Raw genomic sequence first — 17,072 nt, 5'->3', positions numbered from 1 at the left:
CCACTTGATCGACTCGGACAGCAGCGTACGAAGAAACGACCGATCACGCTCCGGCCTGTGGATAACCCGGATTTCGCGGCGTGGTGGAACCCGACCATGGCCCCGACCACGGCTGGTCAGGGTCGGGTTTGTCCCGCAGGAGCGACGCGCTATGCTGCCGAACGGCTAGGCGCGTACAGCCCCCCGCCGTCGGCTCCCACGCAGCAGGCGATCCCGGGTGAAGGTCTCACAAGGCCCGCGTCCCCGTAGATCATCAAGCGCATCGAGCAACCGGGGCGGGCACGGCGTGGGCAAGGTCCGCCGGAATCCGAGACGACGATGCCGAAGAAGCAGACCCGCGCCGCTCAGCTTGCCCGCCAGATCCAGGCTGTGACCGGCCTGCCGTACACCCGATGCCTCAAGATGTTCGAGCCCTCCGAGGGCAGCTGGGCCCGACTTGCCCGCGAACTGCGGGCGACGGGCCTGATCGAGGCCGCCGACCACCTCCTGGCCGTCGATGCCGTGACCACAGAGGCGAGCACGTGGCTCTCTGCGGGAGGGGAGATTGAGCGGCTCTTCTACTACACCGACAACAAGCGGGTCCAGCGGACGTATAACGCGTGCTCAGACGCCGCTGACGCGGCCCTGAAGCGGGCCGGGTTCGACAGGCTCTCATACGACTCCGACGCCGAGGTGTACCACGCGGCCTTCCTCGCCCTGTCGAAGGCCGGGACGCTGCCCGACGGCCGAACGCTTGCCCGCGCCGCCCTCGACGTCTTCGCCGATGACCCGACGTGGTGCTCGGACGTCATCCGCTCCAAGGGACGGTCCCCCTTCACGTACGACACCGCCGCCGGCCTCACCGGCCCCGGCACACCGACCGCCGTGGCCGCCAGGAAAGCCGCCCGCGCGATGGCCCGCGCGGCCGCCGTCCCGTTCAACGGGGACGAGGAGTGGTACGAAGCGGCAGGGATCATGGTCGAGGTGATGTGGCACGCGGGCGAGGCCGCCGGACTGTCTCCGCTGGAGGGGCGCCCAAACTGCCAAGACCACCTGCGGGACTTCATGGACGGTGAGATCCCCCAGCGGTGACGGGGCGGTGGGGCGGCCGAACGGACAAGTCCAGCAGGACGACCGCCTCGCCAGTCACCCAACCCGGCGAGCTCGTCAGGGTGAGCCGGCCTCTGCGGGAGGGCAGGGCTGCCGATTCGGTCGTCGAGAGCCCGACGTCAGGCGAGAGCGCTGCGGAGGTAGGCGGGCAGCGCCTGGCAGATGATCGGGTCCGCTTCCCAGACAGGAGCGGTGAGTTGGTCGGCAGTGATGACGACGTCGCAGCCGTGGTCGGTGCGGACGACGACGCGGAACGTTTCGCCCCGGCTGTCCCGGCCGGCCAGGTAGGCGGCCAGGACAGTCCGGCCCAGCTCGGCGGGGTCCGCGCCGGTGGTCGCCCGACCGAAGTCCTTGCAAATCCACACGCCGCTGAACCGTTCGTGCATCAGGATCTCCCACCGCACGCAAGCGGGCATGTCGTCGCCTAACACAACGCGATCATGCCCCCACCCGCCGGTCTCCCGTACCGCTACCTGCGAGTACTGGCCAGAAAGCGCGCCTTCCGCACCAAGGACGAGGACGGCTGGAACTTGCCAGGCCCGCGCGTCACCCGCACCCCGGCCCGGGGCATCAAAAACGGCTACCTCGCGCGGCCCGTGCTGCCGCCCTGTTCGAGGGGGACTGGACGACCGAGGACGCCGTCCCCGCCGTCCTGGTGTAGGCACCGCCCCGCCTGCAGCACGGCGCAGCCGCCCCGACACTCCAGCCGCACAGCTGCCCCCGGACGGTGACCGAACCTGCGTCACGCCCCTTGGCTCCCACCAGGCCGGTGGGCCCTGCGCGGTTCCAGCCACACCGTCCTTCCCTGAGGCCGTTTCCCGCGCCCGTCCGCCCCGGACGGCCGTGTGGTGGACTTGATCTCCACGAGCCGTACGTAGCCGTCGCTGGATACGAGGATGGCGTCGGCCCCGGTGTCGGACGCGAGGCCGTTGCGCCGCGCGGGACCCATCAGCTCCCGGTAGAGATTGGCGAAGGCGGTGTCCGGCTGGGAACCGCGCACAGGCAACATCAAGGTGTGGTGCGTCTTACGGTCAAGGGCGGAGCCACCCCCGGGGTTCGCCTCAAGGACACGGCGGAGCTGCTCCCTTGTCCGCACAGGCTGCTGCGCGTCGTGAGGCGCCGTGACGGGACCCGTGGAGGCCCGACGCCACGCCTTCTGCCACTGGGCGAGCGTGCGCTGGCCGGTGACACCGCAGCCCCGCAGGAAGGCCTCGCAGTGGTTCCAGGCGGGGAGCTTGACCTTCCGGTGGACGATCCGGTAGAGGGTCCCGAGGGGAAGTAGGAACACCTCACGCTCGCTGGGGATCCCACTCGGCTGCGGGACCGTGCCGGCCCGCTGTTGAACGGTGCGCAGCGGTGGCGCCCCGGCGCTCTCGTAGACGGCCGCGAGTGCGGCGGTGAAGTCCTGGCGGGTGCGGATGTTGTCGACCCCGGGAGCGTGGAGCTGGCGCAGGATGCCGCGGTCCTTGGCCCGGGCCCGTCTCCACAGCTGAAGCGCCTTGTGCTCCTGCTGCGGGGTGGCCTCGCAGCCGCGCACATACGCCACGACGGTGGTTTCCTTCGGCAGGGCGTGACCGCCGGCCGCGCGCTTGAGGGTGGCGGCCGAGACGGCCAGGGCCGGATCGCCGAGCGCGACGGTGCGTTCGGCGAGTTCGGCGAAGGTGAGCTGGGCCCGCTGCCGCAGGTTCTCCAGCATCGAGCCCAGAGCGGCACCGGGCGAGCCGGCGGGGGCGGTTCGCACCGCACGCATGCTCTTCGCCCCCCTCTACCGGCGGGCGGCGGCGTTCAGCGCGGCCGCGAGGGCCTGCAGCAGCAGACGGCCGCCCCCGCCGACGGCGTAGACGGCGGCGCCGATCGCCCCGCACCCGGCGAGGAGGATGAGCACGTCACGCACCGGCATGCCGGTGGCGGCCAGAGGTGCGCCGAGGAGGGGGAAGACGCTGATGCCGAAGGCCTGCGCGGCGGTGACCGGCGCCCGGGACGGGCGGCCGCGGCCGCGGTCGGGCGTGGGGGTGCCCTTGAGGGTGGTGGACATGCTGGACTGCCTTCCTGACAGACGGGCGGGCCGCCGACGACTTCGATGCCGACGACCCGCACGGGCGATGTGCTACTGGCCGCAAAAACCGGTGCCCCTGAGGCAGTTGACGCTGCCGTGCCCCGGTGCAGTGCAGGATGCCACGCCCCGTCACACCCGCGTGGTTCCTCGGCTCACGTACGTTCTAGGCGCCTTATCAATTGCTCAACGGCCGGAACGAGAGCGTCCGCCCAACCCACGCCTCGCCGACCAGTGCCTTCTGTCGAGTTCGACGGGCAGGCCACCTTGTTCGTGGGCTCACCGGCGTTCCACGTTGCCTTGCCGCGGCCGGGCTGTGACGGGAACCTGGTTACTAACCACGTTCGAGCGTCGGGATGGTGTGGGGGCGGCCCCAGCAGGCCTGCTGGGGCCGCCCCCACACCATCCCGACCTCGGGCCTCCCTGACACGCTACTGGCCGCAAACCGAAGCAACCCAGGGACACCGCAGACCGGTTGACGCCGGGCCTGCACCGGCGGGACCGGCCCGACAGCGGGCCGGCCCCGTCACACTTCCTCGACGGGCAACTCGCACGCCCGCAGAGTGCCCCCGGCGTGGTGATGCCTGTTCCTTCCTGCTCACAACGCCGGCCGGGCTGGGCCGGCCGCGAATCTCACGGTGCGGGGCAGGGATCCGCCGTCCCGGTCCCGCACCGTGTGCCCGGCGGCCGGCAACCACGGATGCCAAGGTGGGCGACGATCTTCCGCACCAGCGGCCGGGGGCTACTGGAACCACCTCGGTACACCCTCGACGTGTTGTCTCCGCACTTCCACCGAGCCATGCAGCGCTGGCACGCTGCTGGGAGCCGCTGTGTTGAGGCCGCCTGGTACGAGGGGTGGCTGGCCGACCCTGCGAGTCAGCCCGGCTCGCTGCGGTCGATCATGGCGCGCAGCTTCTCGCGCAGGTCGACACGCTCCTGGACGGAAAGCCGAGCTGCTGCCTCGGCCTCCCGGGCGGCGATCTCCTCATCGTCGTACTCCGGCCACAGGAAGTCCGGCGCGGGGGAGTTGAGGTAGCCCAGGCCGAGGACTTCGTAGTCGTCCGGCTCCTTCAGCTGGCCGGTCTTCCGCTTGATGTCCTCGCTCTGCTCCAAGCGCAGGAGTGCGCGGTCGGCCGCCTCGCACGAGGTGAGGGCAGGCGGCTCGTCGCGCACGACGGGGGGCGGTTGTCCCCAGGGGCGCCGTGCGGGGGCGTCGGCGAAGAGACTGCGGTGGACGTCCAGCCAGTGTCTCCTGCGGGCGGCGGGCATGGAGAGGGCGTCTATGAAGGCGGTGAGCAGCGTCTCGGTGGGAGGTATCTGTCCGTGCAGGACCTGGTGGAGGGTCGAGTGGGGCAACCGCGTCTCGCCGTTCTCGTCGCGGCCCGCGTTCTTCTCCAGCTGGTGCAGCGGCGGATACCCGCCCTCGATCCGCATGAAGATCATCGACTCGACGAACTGGGCGCGCGAAGTGACCCTCTCCGGGCCGACATTCCGCGCGCTCGGCGGCAGGACCTCCTCCGCCTTCGCGGCGTACCAGGCCCGCACCAGGTCGTCCTCCTTGCGGCCACAGGCGCGGGTGATGGCCTTCACGGTCTCCAGCCGGGGCACCTCCTCTCCGCCCAGGTAGCGGCCTACGGCGCGCTCCGAGACCCCGCTGTCTTTGGCGAGCGCCGCGAAGGTCTTGCCCGAGACCTCCTTGGCGTCGCGCAGACGCTGGACGAGAGCCCGCAGCTTGGGGGGCGTGCTGGCCGGGATGGGGCTGAGCGGACGGCCGGCCATCTCAGAGCGCCCCGACGATCGGGCGCCGCACGTCCAGGCGGGACCCCGGCCGGGCCCGCGCGAGCCGGCCGGCGGCCGCGGCTGCCAGCGCCCCCAGCACGGCGGGCACCTCGTGGCCGGTCACGGCCACCGCGGTGACGGCCAGGACGACGATGACGATGACGACGGCGTCGCCGGCCGGGAGGCGGTCGGCGAGCGGGTATGGGATGCCGCACTCGGCGGCCACCGCGACGACCGCACCGGCCGTGGCCCGGTGGGCGGAGAAGACGAACATGGTGCTCCTCGAACTGATGACGCAACAGATGTGGCTCGCGGCAGGGCCGTTGGGGGCGAGGCGCCCCGAGGGCCCTGGCGAGGCCTCGATCGTGGCACCCGACCGCCCCGGCGTGCCAGGCCGATCACCCGCATTCCGGCACCCCTGTCCACACGGACGTGCCGTCGTCACGCGAGGCCTCCACCTCCCATCACCGCAGGTCAGCTAGGTGAGGGCATGGCATTCCGTCATCTTGTCCAATGTGGCGAACCCCGAAGCGGTAGCGCTCTCCGCCACGCTCCTTGAGAAGCGCGGACCGCCGGCCCGTACACCACACCACGTCCCTGCCGATCACCGCAGTACGAGAAGCGGACGACGCACCACGTTCGCCCGGGCCGCCGTCCCGCAGCAACCCACCATCGGCGGCGCGCCAGAGAGAGGATGCACCTTCCCCTCGACCGGCCGGCGTTGTCAGTGCCGCGCCGTAGGGTGCCGGGCATGGCCCGTTCCTGGACACGACTGCATGAGCATCTCGGGGCTGCGCCCGGCCCCGTGGACTTCGACATGGTCGCCAAGGCGGCTGCCGACCGGCTGGCGGAGTCAGACGACCTGGACTGGAAGGAACAGCTTCCCCAGCCCCCGCGGGAGGGCCGCTGGAACGAATTGGCCAAGGACGTCGCCGCGATGGCCAACACCCGCGGCGGCCTGATCATCTTCGGCGTGCGGGATGCCACGTGCGAGCTGGTCGGCATCGACGCGGACGAGGTGAACGTCGAGCAGTACGCCCAGTGGGTCCGCCGACGGCGCCACCAGCGTGCTCGTCGCCGACGTCCCGGCCAGCCCCATGGCCCCCCACCTCGTCTACGGCACCGCCGCCCGCGACAAGGACCAGCAGGCCGCCGTCGCCCCCTACCGCGACCGCGACCACACCGCCTGGATGGCCGAGCACCAACTCGAACGCGCCTACCGCGACCGTTTCACCCGCGCTCAGCGCGCCGAGGACGAAGCGCACCACCTGCTCGCCCACGCTGCGGACACCGTGTCCGCCCAGTACATCGAGCCGGCCGCCTACGTCTTCGCCCTGGCCCGCCCCGAGCGCCCGCTGCCGCGCAGCGCTCCCCGCCTGACCCGCGAAGAGACCACCGCGGTGGTCCAGGCCGCCCGCCGCCAGGGCGGTGATCCGATGAGACCCGGCCCCCTGACCAGCCTGGAGGTCGTCACCGGCAACCCGCGGCCCGGCCTGCGCCGCTGGGTCCTCAGCACGCTCCTCCTGCCGGGCGCCCGCGAAGTCCACGCCGAACTCCACCATGACGGGACCGTGCTGCTGGCCGCCAACGTCTCTTGGAACGCCGCACGCCACCTGGTCGCCGGTGACCTGCCCGACGCGGGCGTCGCGGTTTCCCAGGACTTCATCGGCGCCTGCTGCCGCGACCTGACCACCACCGCCTGGGAACTGGCCCGCCGGCTGCGGGTGGACAGCGCGCTGCAACTGACCGCAACCCTCACCGCCGTCCCTTCCTCTCCGACGACACCGCCGCCCGCCCTGGTCCCGGTCATCACCGCTTTCGGCGGCTTCACCGACGTTCCCGCCCACGCCCGCCACCCCCGCCGGATCCAGCCCGTCACCGCCACACTGACCCCGCTCGACGAGGCCGAAGCCCTTAAGGAGACCGCACAGGACCTGTTCACCGACGTGATGAACCAGTTCGGCCTCGACCCGCAGCTCTGAGCACCCAGAAGCTCGCCCCACCCAGACGAGAATGAGCAGACCCCCGTGTTCCAGCACACCCCTATCTACAGCCGTCTCATCGCCGAACACGGCGACGTCCCCGCCCAGGTACGTGGTGAAGCCGATCGCATACACCGCCACCTGGCACAGACGATGCACCTGCCCGCACCGCACGCTGCACCCACCCCGGGCCCGTTGCACGCCGCTTCGCGACCAGGTCCCGGCAGGCTGGCCGCCGCGCCGTGACCCCGGCCCGACGGCCGTCGTTGTTCTGGCTGGTGCCGCCCCTTGCCCGCGCTGTGACGGTGCCCGGCCGAGTGCCGCGTCAGCCCACGACTGACGCGGACGGGTAGGCCCTAGACGCGCCGCGTCACTCACAGCGCCCCGCCCGTAGTGGCCACGCCACACAGTAGGCCCGGGATCGTGGGACCGGCCGTAAGGGACGGCACGGCCATGACCTCCACCCACCCGCGCAAGCGGCCGCAGCGGCGCAGTGAGATCCCTCACGGCCCGCAGCAGGACACGGGCCTGCAGCAGATCCGCGACGCCCTGCCGCCCGCGCCCGCCCCCTGCACGGTCGAGCCCGCTCCGCGCCCGGTGGGCGACGGGGTGCCACCGGAGCTGCTGGCGCTGGTGTCCCACCACTGCCGCCGCATCAACGCCTACCTCGCCCGCGCCCAGCACCTGCAGACCCTGCACGGCGACAGCGTGAGGCAGTGGCAGCGCCTGGTCCTGTACGCCCTGACCGACGCCCTCGCCCACAACCACCTCCTCGTCGGCACCCTCGCCGCCCACCTCCAGCGCCAGCACCTCGACCCCGACCTGCTGCGCCGCTACCTGCAGTCCCCTGACCCCGACCGCTACATCACCGTTGAGGCCGTCGAGCACCTCGACGGCCTGACCGGGGCCGTTCCCGAGGAAGCGGCCGAGCCGGTCTGGACGGCCGTCGGCCGGCAGATCGCCCGCGACGGCCGCTTCAGTTAGCCGTACCGGGGCGTAGTGCCCGGCGTATGCGGGTGTCGGCGGTGCGGTCGTCGGCTATATGGCTGAAGTGCTGTGCGGATTCCGGGTGGTCGCGCAGGACGTCGGCGATGACGGATGCGGCCTCACTCGTCAGAGCCCGCAGCCAGGGGCCGATTTTGTCCTGGGCGCTCCACTGGTCCCAGGCGCCGTCCCAGGTGCACATGGCGTGGGCGGCCTCCTCCAGCAGGTCCCAGTCACGGTGGTCGGCGGCGTAGGAGCAGATGCCGTGCAGCCAGATCACGACCGCTGCGGCGTCGCCGAACTGCACGGTGTGGGTGTCGTCTCCGTGCACGTGCTCTGCCAGGGCGTGCAGGAGGCTGTGAGCCTGGGCGGGGTCTCGTGCCAGGGCCGGTCCCGCCTGCCGGGTGTCGAGGCGGGCGAGCACGCCGATGTGAAGTTCGTAGTCCTCTGGGTGGCTGCCGATCAGGGTCAGCAGAGTGTCGACGGCGGCCGAGTCGCCGGTGCCGGCGGCTTCGAGCAGTGTCTCGGCCGTAGGGAGGGGGTCTTCGGCGATGACCGCGTGCTCGCGGTCGATCATGGCGAGCAGGTCGCTGACGGTCTGGGGGCGGCGTTGAGGATCCTGGTGGGTGGCGGCGCGCACGATGCTGCGCCACGGCCCGGGAGGGGGCAGCAGTGGCAGGTTGGTCTCCGGCAGCTTGCCGGTGAGGGCCCAGGCGATGACTCTGCCGATGCTGTAGATGTCGCTGGACGCCGTGGCGTCGTGGGGTGCCTTGAACAGTTCCGGGGCGGCGAATCCCTCGGTGCCGATGAAGTGGCCGGTGCGGCCCACCTTGGTGGTCTGGCCTCGCGGCCGGCGGCCGATGCCCCAGTCGGCGAGGGTCCAGCGGTCGTTGAAGTAGAGGATGTTCGACGGTTTGATGTCGCGATGCAGCCAGCCGTGCTCGTGCGCGGTGGCGAGTACCGAGGCCAGGGCGTCGACCAGGGCGCGCAGCTCGACTGGTTCCCGCAGCAGCTCTTGGCGTTCTGCGGCGGTCGCGTCCGCCCAGGGCATCACGAACCAGGTGTGTTCGGCGCCGAAGTCGAGAATCGGCATGGCGTGGGGATGACCGTCCAGCAGCTGGCCGATCTCGATCTCCCGCCGCATACGGGCCACTTGGCGCTCGGCCGGGTGCTTGTTGTGCAGCTTCTTCAGCGCGACGGTGGTGCCGAGGGTCTTGTGGGTCGCTTTGAACACGTTGGCCTGGCCCCCGTCCGGGACCGGTGTGCGCGGGCAGTCGTAGTCCTTGCGCACGCCACGAGCGGCATGGCGGACCGCGGCGTAGGCGTCCTGGCCGGAGGGTGCAAACGGCGGGGCGGCTGGGGGAGCAGGGTGGGGGGTGCCGGGGTGCGCCGGTATCCGGCGGGCCGCGTATACCGGGTAGCCGCTGACGGTGCGCTTCTCGGCGAGCTCGTAGCCGTCGGGGGCCAGATGGCCGTTGACCAGTGTCAGCAGCTGCTGGACCTCACCGGGGTCCGTCCGCACCGCGGGGTGGATCATTTCCGCCAGGAAACGGAGCAGGACCTCGTCGGCGCCGTCGGCGAGCCCGAAGCGCTCGTCATCGAAGACCCAGTCGTCGTCCCAGTCCTCGGGGTTGTTGTAGCGGTGCTGGAGGATGTCGCCCTCGGCTGTGGTGAACCGCAGGTCATGGCTCTTCAGGCGGTCCAGGTCGTACAGCCTGCGCAGGAAGGTGACCTCGTCCAGGCTCCCCGACCAGCTCACACCGGCTCCGCGCAGCGCATCGAACAGGTGCCGCCGGGTGACGTCGGTGATGGCCGCCGACGGTCCTGCGGATAGGTCGCTGCCCCGGAACCGGCCGACGACGGTGTCGACGGAAACGGTGCGGAGCAAGGACGTGCCCGTCACGCTCTCGGCGCGGGCGCGGGAGAAGAGGTCCAGATCGAAGGAGACGTCATTGAGGGCCCGCAGGACGGTGTGCTGCAGATCGGAACCCAGCTCACGCAGCCGCTCGTAGTACGTGTCCCTCAGCCCGAGCGAGAAGAAGTCTCCGTCCAGGGTCTCGAAACCGTCCGGCAGCGGCGTCCTGGCCGGCGCCACCATGCCGAATTGGCCGATCTTGACGGCGCCGATCTCCCTGACCTCACCGCCTGAACCGACACAGAGCAGCTGGAAAGTCGTCTTAAAGCTGTAGTCGTCCCAGTTGTCCCGAACCAGGAAGGCCTGCCCCGGCAGGGGAGAGACGGGCCGCCCGCGGACGGGTAGGACAGCGAACTGCACGGTTCCTCCGGAAGGCGCCTCGGCCTGCGGCCGGGCGTATCAGAAAGCCGCCCTTGGACGAGCGGTGCGTTCCCGGCGAAGCAGTCGGGCTCTTCGCAAGGTCAGGCGGCGGCCCAGGCCCGGGGCGGTGCGCCGGTCGCGACGGCAGGGCCGGCGCGGGCACCGCCTTCTGCCGCCGGGGCGGCGGACGGTTACTGGTCGGGGTGGACGGCTTGGATGCCGGTGCCCGCGTACGCCTTGGGGGTCAGGGTGAGCAGGTACCGGCCCGCGGGGTGGGCGGCGGAGGGGCGGGCGGCGTGGATGGCGTGGACGGCGGCCCAGGAGTGCCCGAAGCGCAGGAGTTCGGTAGCGGTGACCGCAGCGTCGGTATCGAAGGCCTCGATCCGGATGAACCGCAGCCCCTTGATGTAGCCGAGCAGGCCGGGCCGCTCGGTGTCGCCGGCCGTCAGGGAGAGCACCGGCGCATATAGATCACCGAGGCCGCCGGAGGCCTGGACGTAGAACGCGGCGACCGCCTCGTTGAACGGGTCCTTCGGGTCGTACAACGCGCCTGCGGTCGTGTGGTCCAGGACGACCGCGATGCCCGCCACTACGCGGCTGCCCGCGGACCGTGCGCGGCGCCGCCCAGGCGCTCCAGCAGTGTCCGGGCCTTCGCCTCGGCCTCGGGGCTCGGCGCGCTGCCGAGAGCGGAGGCGAGCTCGGCGCGGGCCAGCTCAGCCCGCTCGGCGTATTCGGCCTGCGTGGGCGTGCTCTGCGCGAGGTCCTCGACCAGGCTGCGGATGGTGGTGCCGTGCTCGGCGGCCAGCTGGGCGAGCCGGTCCCGCGCGGCCGTGCTCACCTTGATGCTCGTCTCGTCTGCTGCCATGTTCCTCACTCTACCGCGTGCCTCTACTGTGGGTAGAGGAAACGTGCCATACGCCCGGCGCGGGCACGGCCTTCGGCCGCGATTGGTACGCGAGATGTCCGCTGGAGGTCCTACGGTGCTGCTGAGGCGGCACCGTAGCCCCCACATGCGCCGCCTAGAACAGTGCGCCGGGGAACTCCCGCCGCGTGGCCGCCCGGACCGGGCCGCGGGCTGCTGCGCGTCCCTCGCCTTGTCCGCAGGCGACGGAGGTCAGATGGAGGGCGGGGCGGTGGTCGGCGGGGCGGTGGTCGGCGGCAGGGTGGATGGCTGTTCGGCGTGATCCTGTCCGTGTCTGAGGTGGCGGACCTGAATGCGGTGGCGGTCGTGGAACGGGAGTAGTTCGGGGAGCACGGCGGCGACGTCTTCCAGGCCGGCGGCGAGGTATGCGGGTAGAGATCTTCCGTTGCGGTGCGCTTCCCGGCCGAGTGATCGCGCCAGCATGTTGAGGGCTACCTCGATGCCGGGGGTCAACTTCTCGCGGCGGACTTTCATGAGGTCGAGACCGATGGCGATGGCCCTGAGCCCCGAGGTGAGTGCGGTGGTGTCGTCGCGGGCCCAGGGGTCCGGATGGATGCCGAGGGGCGTGCGCAGGGAGCGCGGGGGTGTGGGGCGTGCCCCAAGGCTGTCGGTAATGCGGAGGTAGGCGTCGATGTAGGGACGCTGCTGCGCAGGGCGGCGGACCCTGCAGGCGGTCAGGAACGCCTGCATCTGCCACACGGAAGCGGGCAGGGATTTGCGGTTGACGATCCGCGAGGCCGTGGCGAGCGGCACCCGTGCGAGGTTTCGCAGGGGCGGGGCGCCGGCGTTTTCGTAGGCGGCGGCGAGAGCGGCGCCGAGGTCGTCGGCGGTGCGGATGAGGGCTGGGTGGGGGGCGTTGAGGTGGCGCATCCGGTCGCGCTGGGCGGTGCGGCCGCGGGTGCGCAGGAGGCGAGCCCTGGCGAAGTCGTCGGGACCGCCTCGACAGGCCCGGACGTAGGCGTCGAGGACGGCCGGGGTGGGGGCGGCGGTGCCGGACTCCGCGCGCTGGACGGCGCCGCGGGAGATGCTGGCGGCCTGGGCCAGGGCGCGCTGGGGCAGCCGCGCGGCGCGCCGCAGGGCGGTCAGATGGTCGGCGAGGCGGGCGAAGGGACGCTCAGGGGTGTCGGCGGGGACACGGGTCATGCCGGGCCTCCTACTTGCCCGCGCCGCGTACGGCGGCCTCGGCGAGGACAGTGAGCAGACGGCGGCCGCTGCCAGCCGCGGCCAGGGTGGCCGCGCCGATCGCGCCCAGGCCGCCCAGCAGCGTGAAGATGGTCTCCAGCGGGGCCCCGGCGAGGAACAGGCCGTTGCCCAACACCAGGACGGACAGCAGCAGGATCAGCGCATGCGTGGGGCCGAACCGCCCCGCGGGCCGGGCCGGTTCCGCGCCGTCCGCCGCGGCAGGGTGGAGGCACGAGCAGGGTGCAGCCGGGCCGACCGCAGGCGCGGCTGGGTGGGCCGGGAGGGCGGCAAAGGTGTCGCTCATGGTGCGCAGGACTCCGTCCTGACGGGGGCCGCCGGCAGAACGCCAGGGCCCGGGGTACTGGTCGCAACACTGCTTGGCCCGCGGGCAGTTGGACCCTGCCGGTCATCGGGCTGCGCGGCACAAGCCTTCCACGCACGGCCGTCGCCCCGCCGCACCCTGGGTCCCTTTTGGCCGTTATGGGCAATTCTGGCCCCACGGGTGTTCCCCACTCCGCAATCCAATCCGCAGCCCGGCCGAGGCGTCAGCACCGGCATCCCACCGGCGACCTGCCGGCACCCCGTCGTGGGCGCGGCCCACCGTTCGTTCCGGCAGAGTTGTCATCTAAGTCCCTTCACCAAGATGGTGGTGGACAGCACGACACCGGCGGCGAGTTCGGCGGTGTCCTCCTGACGGTTCCTGGTCGCAAGCCCGAACCCGTCTCGGCACCCTGGCAGGCGCGTTGGACCCGCGTCTGCCGACACGTTGGTCCGGCATCCCACTCGGGTGCCGGACCGACGCGCATGCCGTCCACACCCGTTCACAGGCACTCGCCGGGAGGCCGGCGCCGGGCACTCGCCGGAGACCGGCGCGGGGAACGGCCTGTGCTGCTCATCGCGCGCCGCCCACCTGTTGGCGCTCCGCGGCAGGGCTCGCCCGTCGGTTGCACGGGGGCGAGCACCCGCTCTATCCGACGCCGCCCGCACCGCAGTCCGCCTCCCTCGATCTCCTGCCGCGCGTAGTGCCCTCACACCTACCGCGGGGCAGACCGAACAGGCCGCTAGTTCAACGACTTGATCCCCGCCGCCGAGGAGCCGTTCATCTCTGCGCCCCGGCCGGCCGGCCCTCCACGCTCCGCCGCGTGGCTGTGCCGGTGCAGATCCGACTCGGTGCTCCTCGTTGCACCGGGCCGCAGCTACCGCTGCCCGGGGTGCTGGTGCGCCGCGACCGCGGCCGGAACGGGTGGCTTCGCAGCTCCGTCGAGAGAATGTGACCCACGTCACCCCTCGTCGAGAGAGGGTGTCGGGTCGCCCGGGGACCGTCGATTGGCCCGAGTCGCTGACCAGCAAGTCTATAGAGAACCCTACAGAAAATGAGGACCTCGAATAGGCGCTCCGCGACCCGGGAACCCTGGAAAATCGCTAAGGATTGTTGGAGAGAGGTCACCCGAGAGGTCGCCGAGCGAACAACCCGGCCGTGGGCTTGCGGTAATGTGATCCTTCCCTGACGGATCATCGCCGATTGGCGGTCTGGATACCAGAAGGGAGGTATGACGCATGTCCGAGCCTGCTCCCGACGGCAGGCCGGCGAGGACCAAGCTGCTTCGCCGCATCCTGCGGGCCATCGCCCGCCTGCGGCTCGTGGCCACTGTCCTGCGGTTTGTCTACTACGCGCTGCGCGTGCTGGACGAACTGACGGACTGAGCTGCGGAAAAGCGGGGAGGACCCGCCCCGGTGCAACGGGACGGGCCCTCAGTCCACGTCGTGCCGTGTGGGCCTCGTGCACGTTTTCCAGGGTGCGAGGCCCACACCCATGTGTGGACTGCTAACCGCTAGGCTAGCACGTTCCCAAATCTAATTGGTGACCAACATTTGCTCCCCGACTTTTGGGCTGGGGTGTTTGATTTGCCCGGTGATTGCAAATTGATCCGGTCGCACGATTGACCCGGCGGCTGGCTTTGACGTCGCCCGGCGATTGCTGCGCGCCTGCCGCCGCTAATTGAGGCTGAGCGATTGCGATTAGGGCAGACAACTTTGCGGCGGTTGCCGTCCCGGTGCCAAACCGCATCCCTTCTGGGCGCCGCAGGTCGCGTCACCACAGGCAGTGACTCCCGCGTATCGCCAGCTCAGAAGCAGGTTGTCTGCGGGATGTATGCGGCAGGCCACGGGCGTCCCTGCCACAGTCGGACGCTGCGGCAGGGACGCCGAGGACCTCCACAAGCTGAGCCTCAACTGCCCATGCCTGGCTGGCAGTGAGGCTTGAGTCGTCGCGTGAAGCATGCTCTGCCAGGTCCGTCGGTACCATGTGTCGACGGACCCGGAAACGCTCAGCGAGTCGTTTTCTGAGGCAGCAACGGCCACTGGTTCCCATAATTTTGTGCTGCCCAAAATGCTCGGCACCCCCTCTGACCTGCGGAGACACGAGACAACTGGTGCTATAGAGTGGAGCAGCGGTTCGCCAGTCGCCCCCGCGTCACCGGCGCCGTGACAGCGGACGCGCTGACGGCGATGGGGAGGCAGCCAGCCCGGTCAGCCCGCCGGCTCAGCGCCCGAGCGCCCGAGCGGCCGTGTCGCCGCCGGAGTCCGATCACTCGGCGACAGTCCGCAGGCCGACGGCGCTGATCCCCGCACAGCCCGAGGCGCCACTCAGATGATCACGGCCAGCCCCTCGCGGTCCCCTCACCGACCGCCGGCCGCCGCGTTGCGGAGTCTCCCGGGCGGAAAGACGCACTCTCGGATCGCTCCCACCGGTCTTGCGGTTCCGCCAACAAGCGCAGCAGTCACCCAGGCTGCGGCGCCACCACGTCATCCGGCTGTCCCGACGCCCGTTCTCCAGGATCGTCATCTTCGCCGCCGCTCATGGCTCCCCCTGAGGCCGACAGTTCGCGTACGGTCCGCATCCAGGTCTCGCCGAACCCAACGGGCCCGGTGTCGTCGCCGGGGAGACTGAAGATGCCCGGGTCCTCGCCGAGCTGCTCCATCAGCGTCTCGTACAGGCTGTCCAGGAGCGGCTCCGTGCACATCGCCAGGGACTCGGCGAACTGCACGGGGGAGGGGCTGATGGCGATCATGTGGTCCAAGAACGCGAACATGCCCCAGGCGTCGATCCGCTGCCGCAGTGCGGCCTGTGCCGGGGTGTCCGGCAGGAGCAGTCCGTGCAGCATGTACAGCCCGTAGAACCCGCGCAGGCCGACCAGTACCTCCCGCGCCCGTACCAGCCCCTCGTCGCTGGCCCGTCGCACTGGTCCCGCGGTGTCCGCGTGCTGCTGGAGCAGCCCCCAGTCCACCGGCGGCCCTTCACCGCGCTCCGCCTTGCCGAGTGCCTGCGCCCAGTCCTCGACCGTCAGGTCGAACATGCCGGAGGCGGCGAGGGCCTGAGCCAGCGCGTCGGCCCCGACCTCCTGCGCCCCGAAGCCGATCGCGGCGACCAGGTGGACCATGCTCCTGGAGTCCGGCCCCTCCGCCTCGACGGGCACGTCACCGCCGGCTTCGAGCGCGGCGCGTACCAGGGCCGGGTTCGCCGCCCCACGGTAGGGCTTCATGAGCCGGCCGGCGACCTCGTACAGCGCATCCTGCCCCTCCTCACCGGCCCCGGCCACGCTGCGCGCGAACGCCACCAGACGCTGCGACACCGACCTCTCCAGCACCCACACAAGGGCATCCCGGACGGCCCCGATCGGGGGCTCCGGCACCGGGGCCGCTCCGGGGCGCACCGGTAGGCCGGCCTCGGCGAACCACTCCAGCACGGCCAGCCGCCTATCCCGCCCTTGCCGAAGGTGCCGCGCGAGCGCCGCCGCGCTCTCGACCACTACCCGGTCCACGGTGTCCACCACCGACCCCCGGCCCCGTCCGAGCCCCCGGCGCCGGTGCCGCGGCAGCAGCCCGGCCCGCCGCCAGCCCTCCAGCTGGCTGGCCGTCACCACCACTCCACGTCCGCCGAGTTCACGGATCACCTGCTGGTCAGCCGGGCTCGGTGCTCCTCGTGCCATGCCATCCATTACAACCCCGGGAAGTGACATTTTCTGCGGAATCCCGCATCTGGCTCACTGGCCTTCGACACCACCCCGGTACCCGCGCCAACTCCAAGGAGCCAGCCCGACCATGACCCCAGAGCACCGAACCAACACCCGAACCAGAACCGCCACCACCCTCACCACCGGATTGCTCACCACCCTCATCACCCTCGCCCTCCACCACGCCGGCCACCTGACGAGCCTCCTGTCCTTCCTCACCGCCGTGCTTGGCGCGATCACCGTCACCCTCGCCCTCACCGCGGTCTTCGCCCCCAACACCTCCACCCGCCAAGCCGCCACCCGCACCCTCGACCTCCTGCTGCGCCTAGTGCCGTGGTACACACCCCGAGGCTGCCCCACGCGACCCCAGCGACCGCCAACCTGATCTCCACCCGGGAGGCACTACCCCCAGATCCGGATTCCCGGAAACTTCTGAGCAAAGGAAACACCCCCACCTCCCCCTTGGTAGCCAGCCGCCCGCGAAGCGGGCCAAGTCCGGGAGCGCAGCGGACGGACGCCAAGGCCGCGGAACCGCGGCCGCCTGAGCCTGCTTCAGCAGGCTCAGGCCCCTGGAGCGCAGCGCAAGGGGCCACCGGCTCAAGCGCAGCGCAGGGCCGGAAGACACCAGCCCCAATCCTGGATTCACCGAAAGTTCCCACCGAAGGAAACACGGCTCGGAGCGCAGCGCAGAGCCCACCCCTCGCAACGCGAGGGGTGACACTTCGTCAACCCCCGCGCAACGCGCGGGGGTTCGCTGGGAAGCTGCGCAGCAGCTTCTTACCCGCTCCGCGGG

General features: G+C 71.1%; 16 protein-coding genes and 1 pseudogene. 6 read left to right on the top strand and 11 right to left on the bottom strand.

Going from position 1 to position 17,072, the window contains the following annotated elements; all coding sequences use genetic code 11:
• The first annotated feature begins 318 nt into the window (after positions 1-318).
• The gene (locus IEZ20_RS37920; protein ID WP_189307432.1) at positions 319-1,071 is read left to right on the top strand and encodes a hypothetical protein; all 753 of its coding nucleotides are present in this window, start codon (positions 319-321) and stop codon (positions 1,069-1,071) included.
• Positions 1,072-1,208: 137 nt separating this feature from the next.
• Here the strand turns inward: IEZ20_RS37920 and IEZ20_RS37915 are convergent, their stop codons facing one another.
• From IEZ20_RS37915 to IEZ20_RS37895, 5 genes are all read right to left on the bottom strand, one after another.
• The gene (locus tag IEZ20_RS37915; protein ID WP_189307430.1) at positions 1,209-1,475 is read right to left on the bottom strand and encodes a hypothetical protein; all 267 of its coding nucleotides are present in this window, start codon (positions 1,473-1,475) and stop codon (positions 1,209-1,211) included.
• Positions 1,476-1,831: 356 nt separating this feature from the next.
• The gene (locus IEZ20_RS37910; RefSeq protein ID WP_189307428.1) at positions 1,832-2,839 is read right to left on the bottom strand and encodes a helix-turn-helix domain-containing protein; all 1,008 of its coding nucleotides are present in this window, start codon (positions 2,837-2,839) and stop codon (positions 1,832-1,834) included.
• A 15-nt stretch (positions 2,840-2,854) separates the two neighbouring features.
• Positions 2,855-3,124 carry a hypothetical protein gene (locus IEZ20_RS37905; protein WP_189307426.1) on the bottom strand — a complete coding sequence of 90 codons (270 nt, stop codon included), beginning with the start codon at positions 3,122-3,124 and terminating at the stop codon, positions 2,855-2,857.
• Between the two features lie 894 nt (positions 3,125-4,018).
• Positions 4,019-4,921: a helix-turn-helix domain-containing protein gene (locus IEZ20_RS37900; RefSeq protein WP_189307424.1), complete on the bottom strand. Its 903-nt coding sequence runs from the start codon at positions 4,919-4,921 to the stop codon at positions 4,019-4,021.
• A 1-nt stretch (position 4,922) separates the two neighbouring features.
• Complete coding sequence (locus IEZ20_RS37895; RefSeq protein WP_189307422.1) at positions 4,923-5,195, bottom strand: hypothetical protein; 273 nt, start codon at positions 5,193-5,195, stop codon at positions 4,923-4,925.
• Positions 5,196-5,615: 420 nt separating this feature from the next.
• On the opposite strand from IEZ20_RS37895, the pseudogene IEZ20_RS40855 reads away from it, so the two are divergent.
• The 3 genes and pseudogenes from IEZ20_RS40855 to IEZ20_RS37885 all read left to right on the top strand — a co-directional run.
• Positions 5,616-5,897: pseudogene (locus IEZ20_RS40855) on the top strand (AlbA family DNA-binding domain-containing protein); the annotation flags it as partial.
• Positions 5,898-6,018: 121 nt separating this feature from the next.
• Positions 6,019-6,903 (top strand): hypothetical protein, encoded by an 885-nt coding sequence (locus tag IEZ20_RS40210; RefSeq protein ID WP_229896469.1) that lies wholly within the window; start codon positions 6,019-6,021, stop codon positions 6,901-6,903.
• A 453-nt stretch (positions 6,904-7,356) separates the two neighbouring features.
• Complete coding sequence (locus IEZ20_RS37885) at positions 7,357-7,887, top strand: hypothetical protein (RefSeq protein ID WP_189307418.1); 531 nt, start codon at positions 7,357-7,359, stop codon at positions 7,885-7,887.
• On the opposite strand, the gene IEZ20_RS37880 is transcribed toward IEZ20_RS37885, so the two are convergent.
• From IEZ20_RS37880 to IEZ20_RS37860, 5 genes are all read right to left on the bottom strand, one after another.
• Positions 7,880-10,162, bottom strand: a complete 2,283-nt coding sequence (locus IEZ20_RS37880; protein WP_189307416.1) for an AbiJ-related protein — start codon at positions 10,160-10,162, stop codon at positions 7,880-7,882. The genes IEZ20_RS37885 and IEZ20_RS37880 overlap by 8 nt on opposite strands.
• Positions 10,163-10,353: 191 nt before the next feature.
• Positions 10,354-10,752: a PIN domain-containing protein gene (locus tag IEZ20_RS37875; RefSeq protein WP_189307414.1), complete on the bottom strand. Its 399-nt coding sequence runs from the start codon at positions 10,750-10,752 to the stop codon at positions 10,354-10,356.
• Complete coding sequence (locus IEZ20_RS37870; RefSeq protein ID WP_189307411.1) at positions 10,752-11,027, bottom strand: hypothetical protein; 276 nt, start codon at positions 11,025-11,027, stop codon at positions 10,752-10,754. Before IEZ20_RS37870 ends, IEZ20_RS37875 begins: the two co-directional genes overlap by 1 nt.
• 249 nt (positions 11,028-11,276) lie before the next feature.
• Positions 11,277-12,227, bottom strand: coding sequence for a helix-turn-helix domain-containing protein (locus IEZ20_RS37865; protein ID WP_189307409.1), 951 nt, complete (start codon positions 12,225-12,227; stop codon positions 11,277-11,279).
• Between the two features lie 10 nt (positions 12,228-12,237).
• Positions 12,238-12,570: a hypothetical protein gene (locus tag IEZ20_RS37860; protein ID WP_189307408.1), complete on the bottom strand. Its 333-nt coding sequence runs from the start codon at positions 12,568-12,570 to the stop codon at positions 12,238-12,240.
• A gap of 1,253 nt (positions 12,571-13,823) precedes the next feature.
• Between IEZ20_RS37860 and IEZ20_RS37855 the strand changes: the two genes are divergently transcribed.
• The gene (locus IEZ20_RS37855; RefSeq protein WP_189307406.1) at positions 13,824-13,970 is read left to right on the top strand and encodes a hypothetical protein; all 147 of its coding nucleotides are present in this window, start codon (positions 13,824-13,826) and stop codon (positions 13,968-13,970) included.
• A gap of 1,076 nt (positions 13,971-15,046) precedes the next feature.
• Here the strand turns inward: IEZ20_RS37855 and IEZ20_RS37850 are convergent.
• Complete coding sequence (locus tag IEZ20_RS37850) at positions 15,047-16,255, bottom strand: hypothetical protein (protein WP_189307404.1); 1,209 nt, start codon at positions 16,253-16,255, stop codon at positions 15,047-15,049.
• Between the two features lie 112 nt (positions 16,256-16,367).
• Between IEZ20_RS37850 and IEZ20_RS37845 the strand changes: the two genes are divergently transcribed.
• Positions 16,368-16,664: a hypothetical protein gene (locus IEZ20_RS37845; protein ID WP_189307402.1), complete on the top strand. Its 297-nt coding sequence runs from the start codon at positions 16,368-16,370 to the stop codon at positions 16,662-16,664.
• The last annotated feature ends 408 nt before the right edge of the window (positions 16,665-17,072 follow it).

It is taken from the genome of Streptomyces cinerochromogenes, assembly GCF_014648635.1.
Lineage (GTDB): Bacteria > Actinomycetota > Actinomycetes > Streptomycetales > Streptomycetaceae > Streptomyces > Streptomyces cinerochromogenes.
This window is presented reverse-complemented; position numbering and strand designations above follow the sequence as displayed.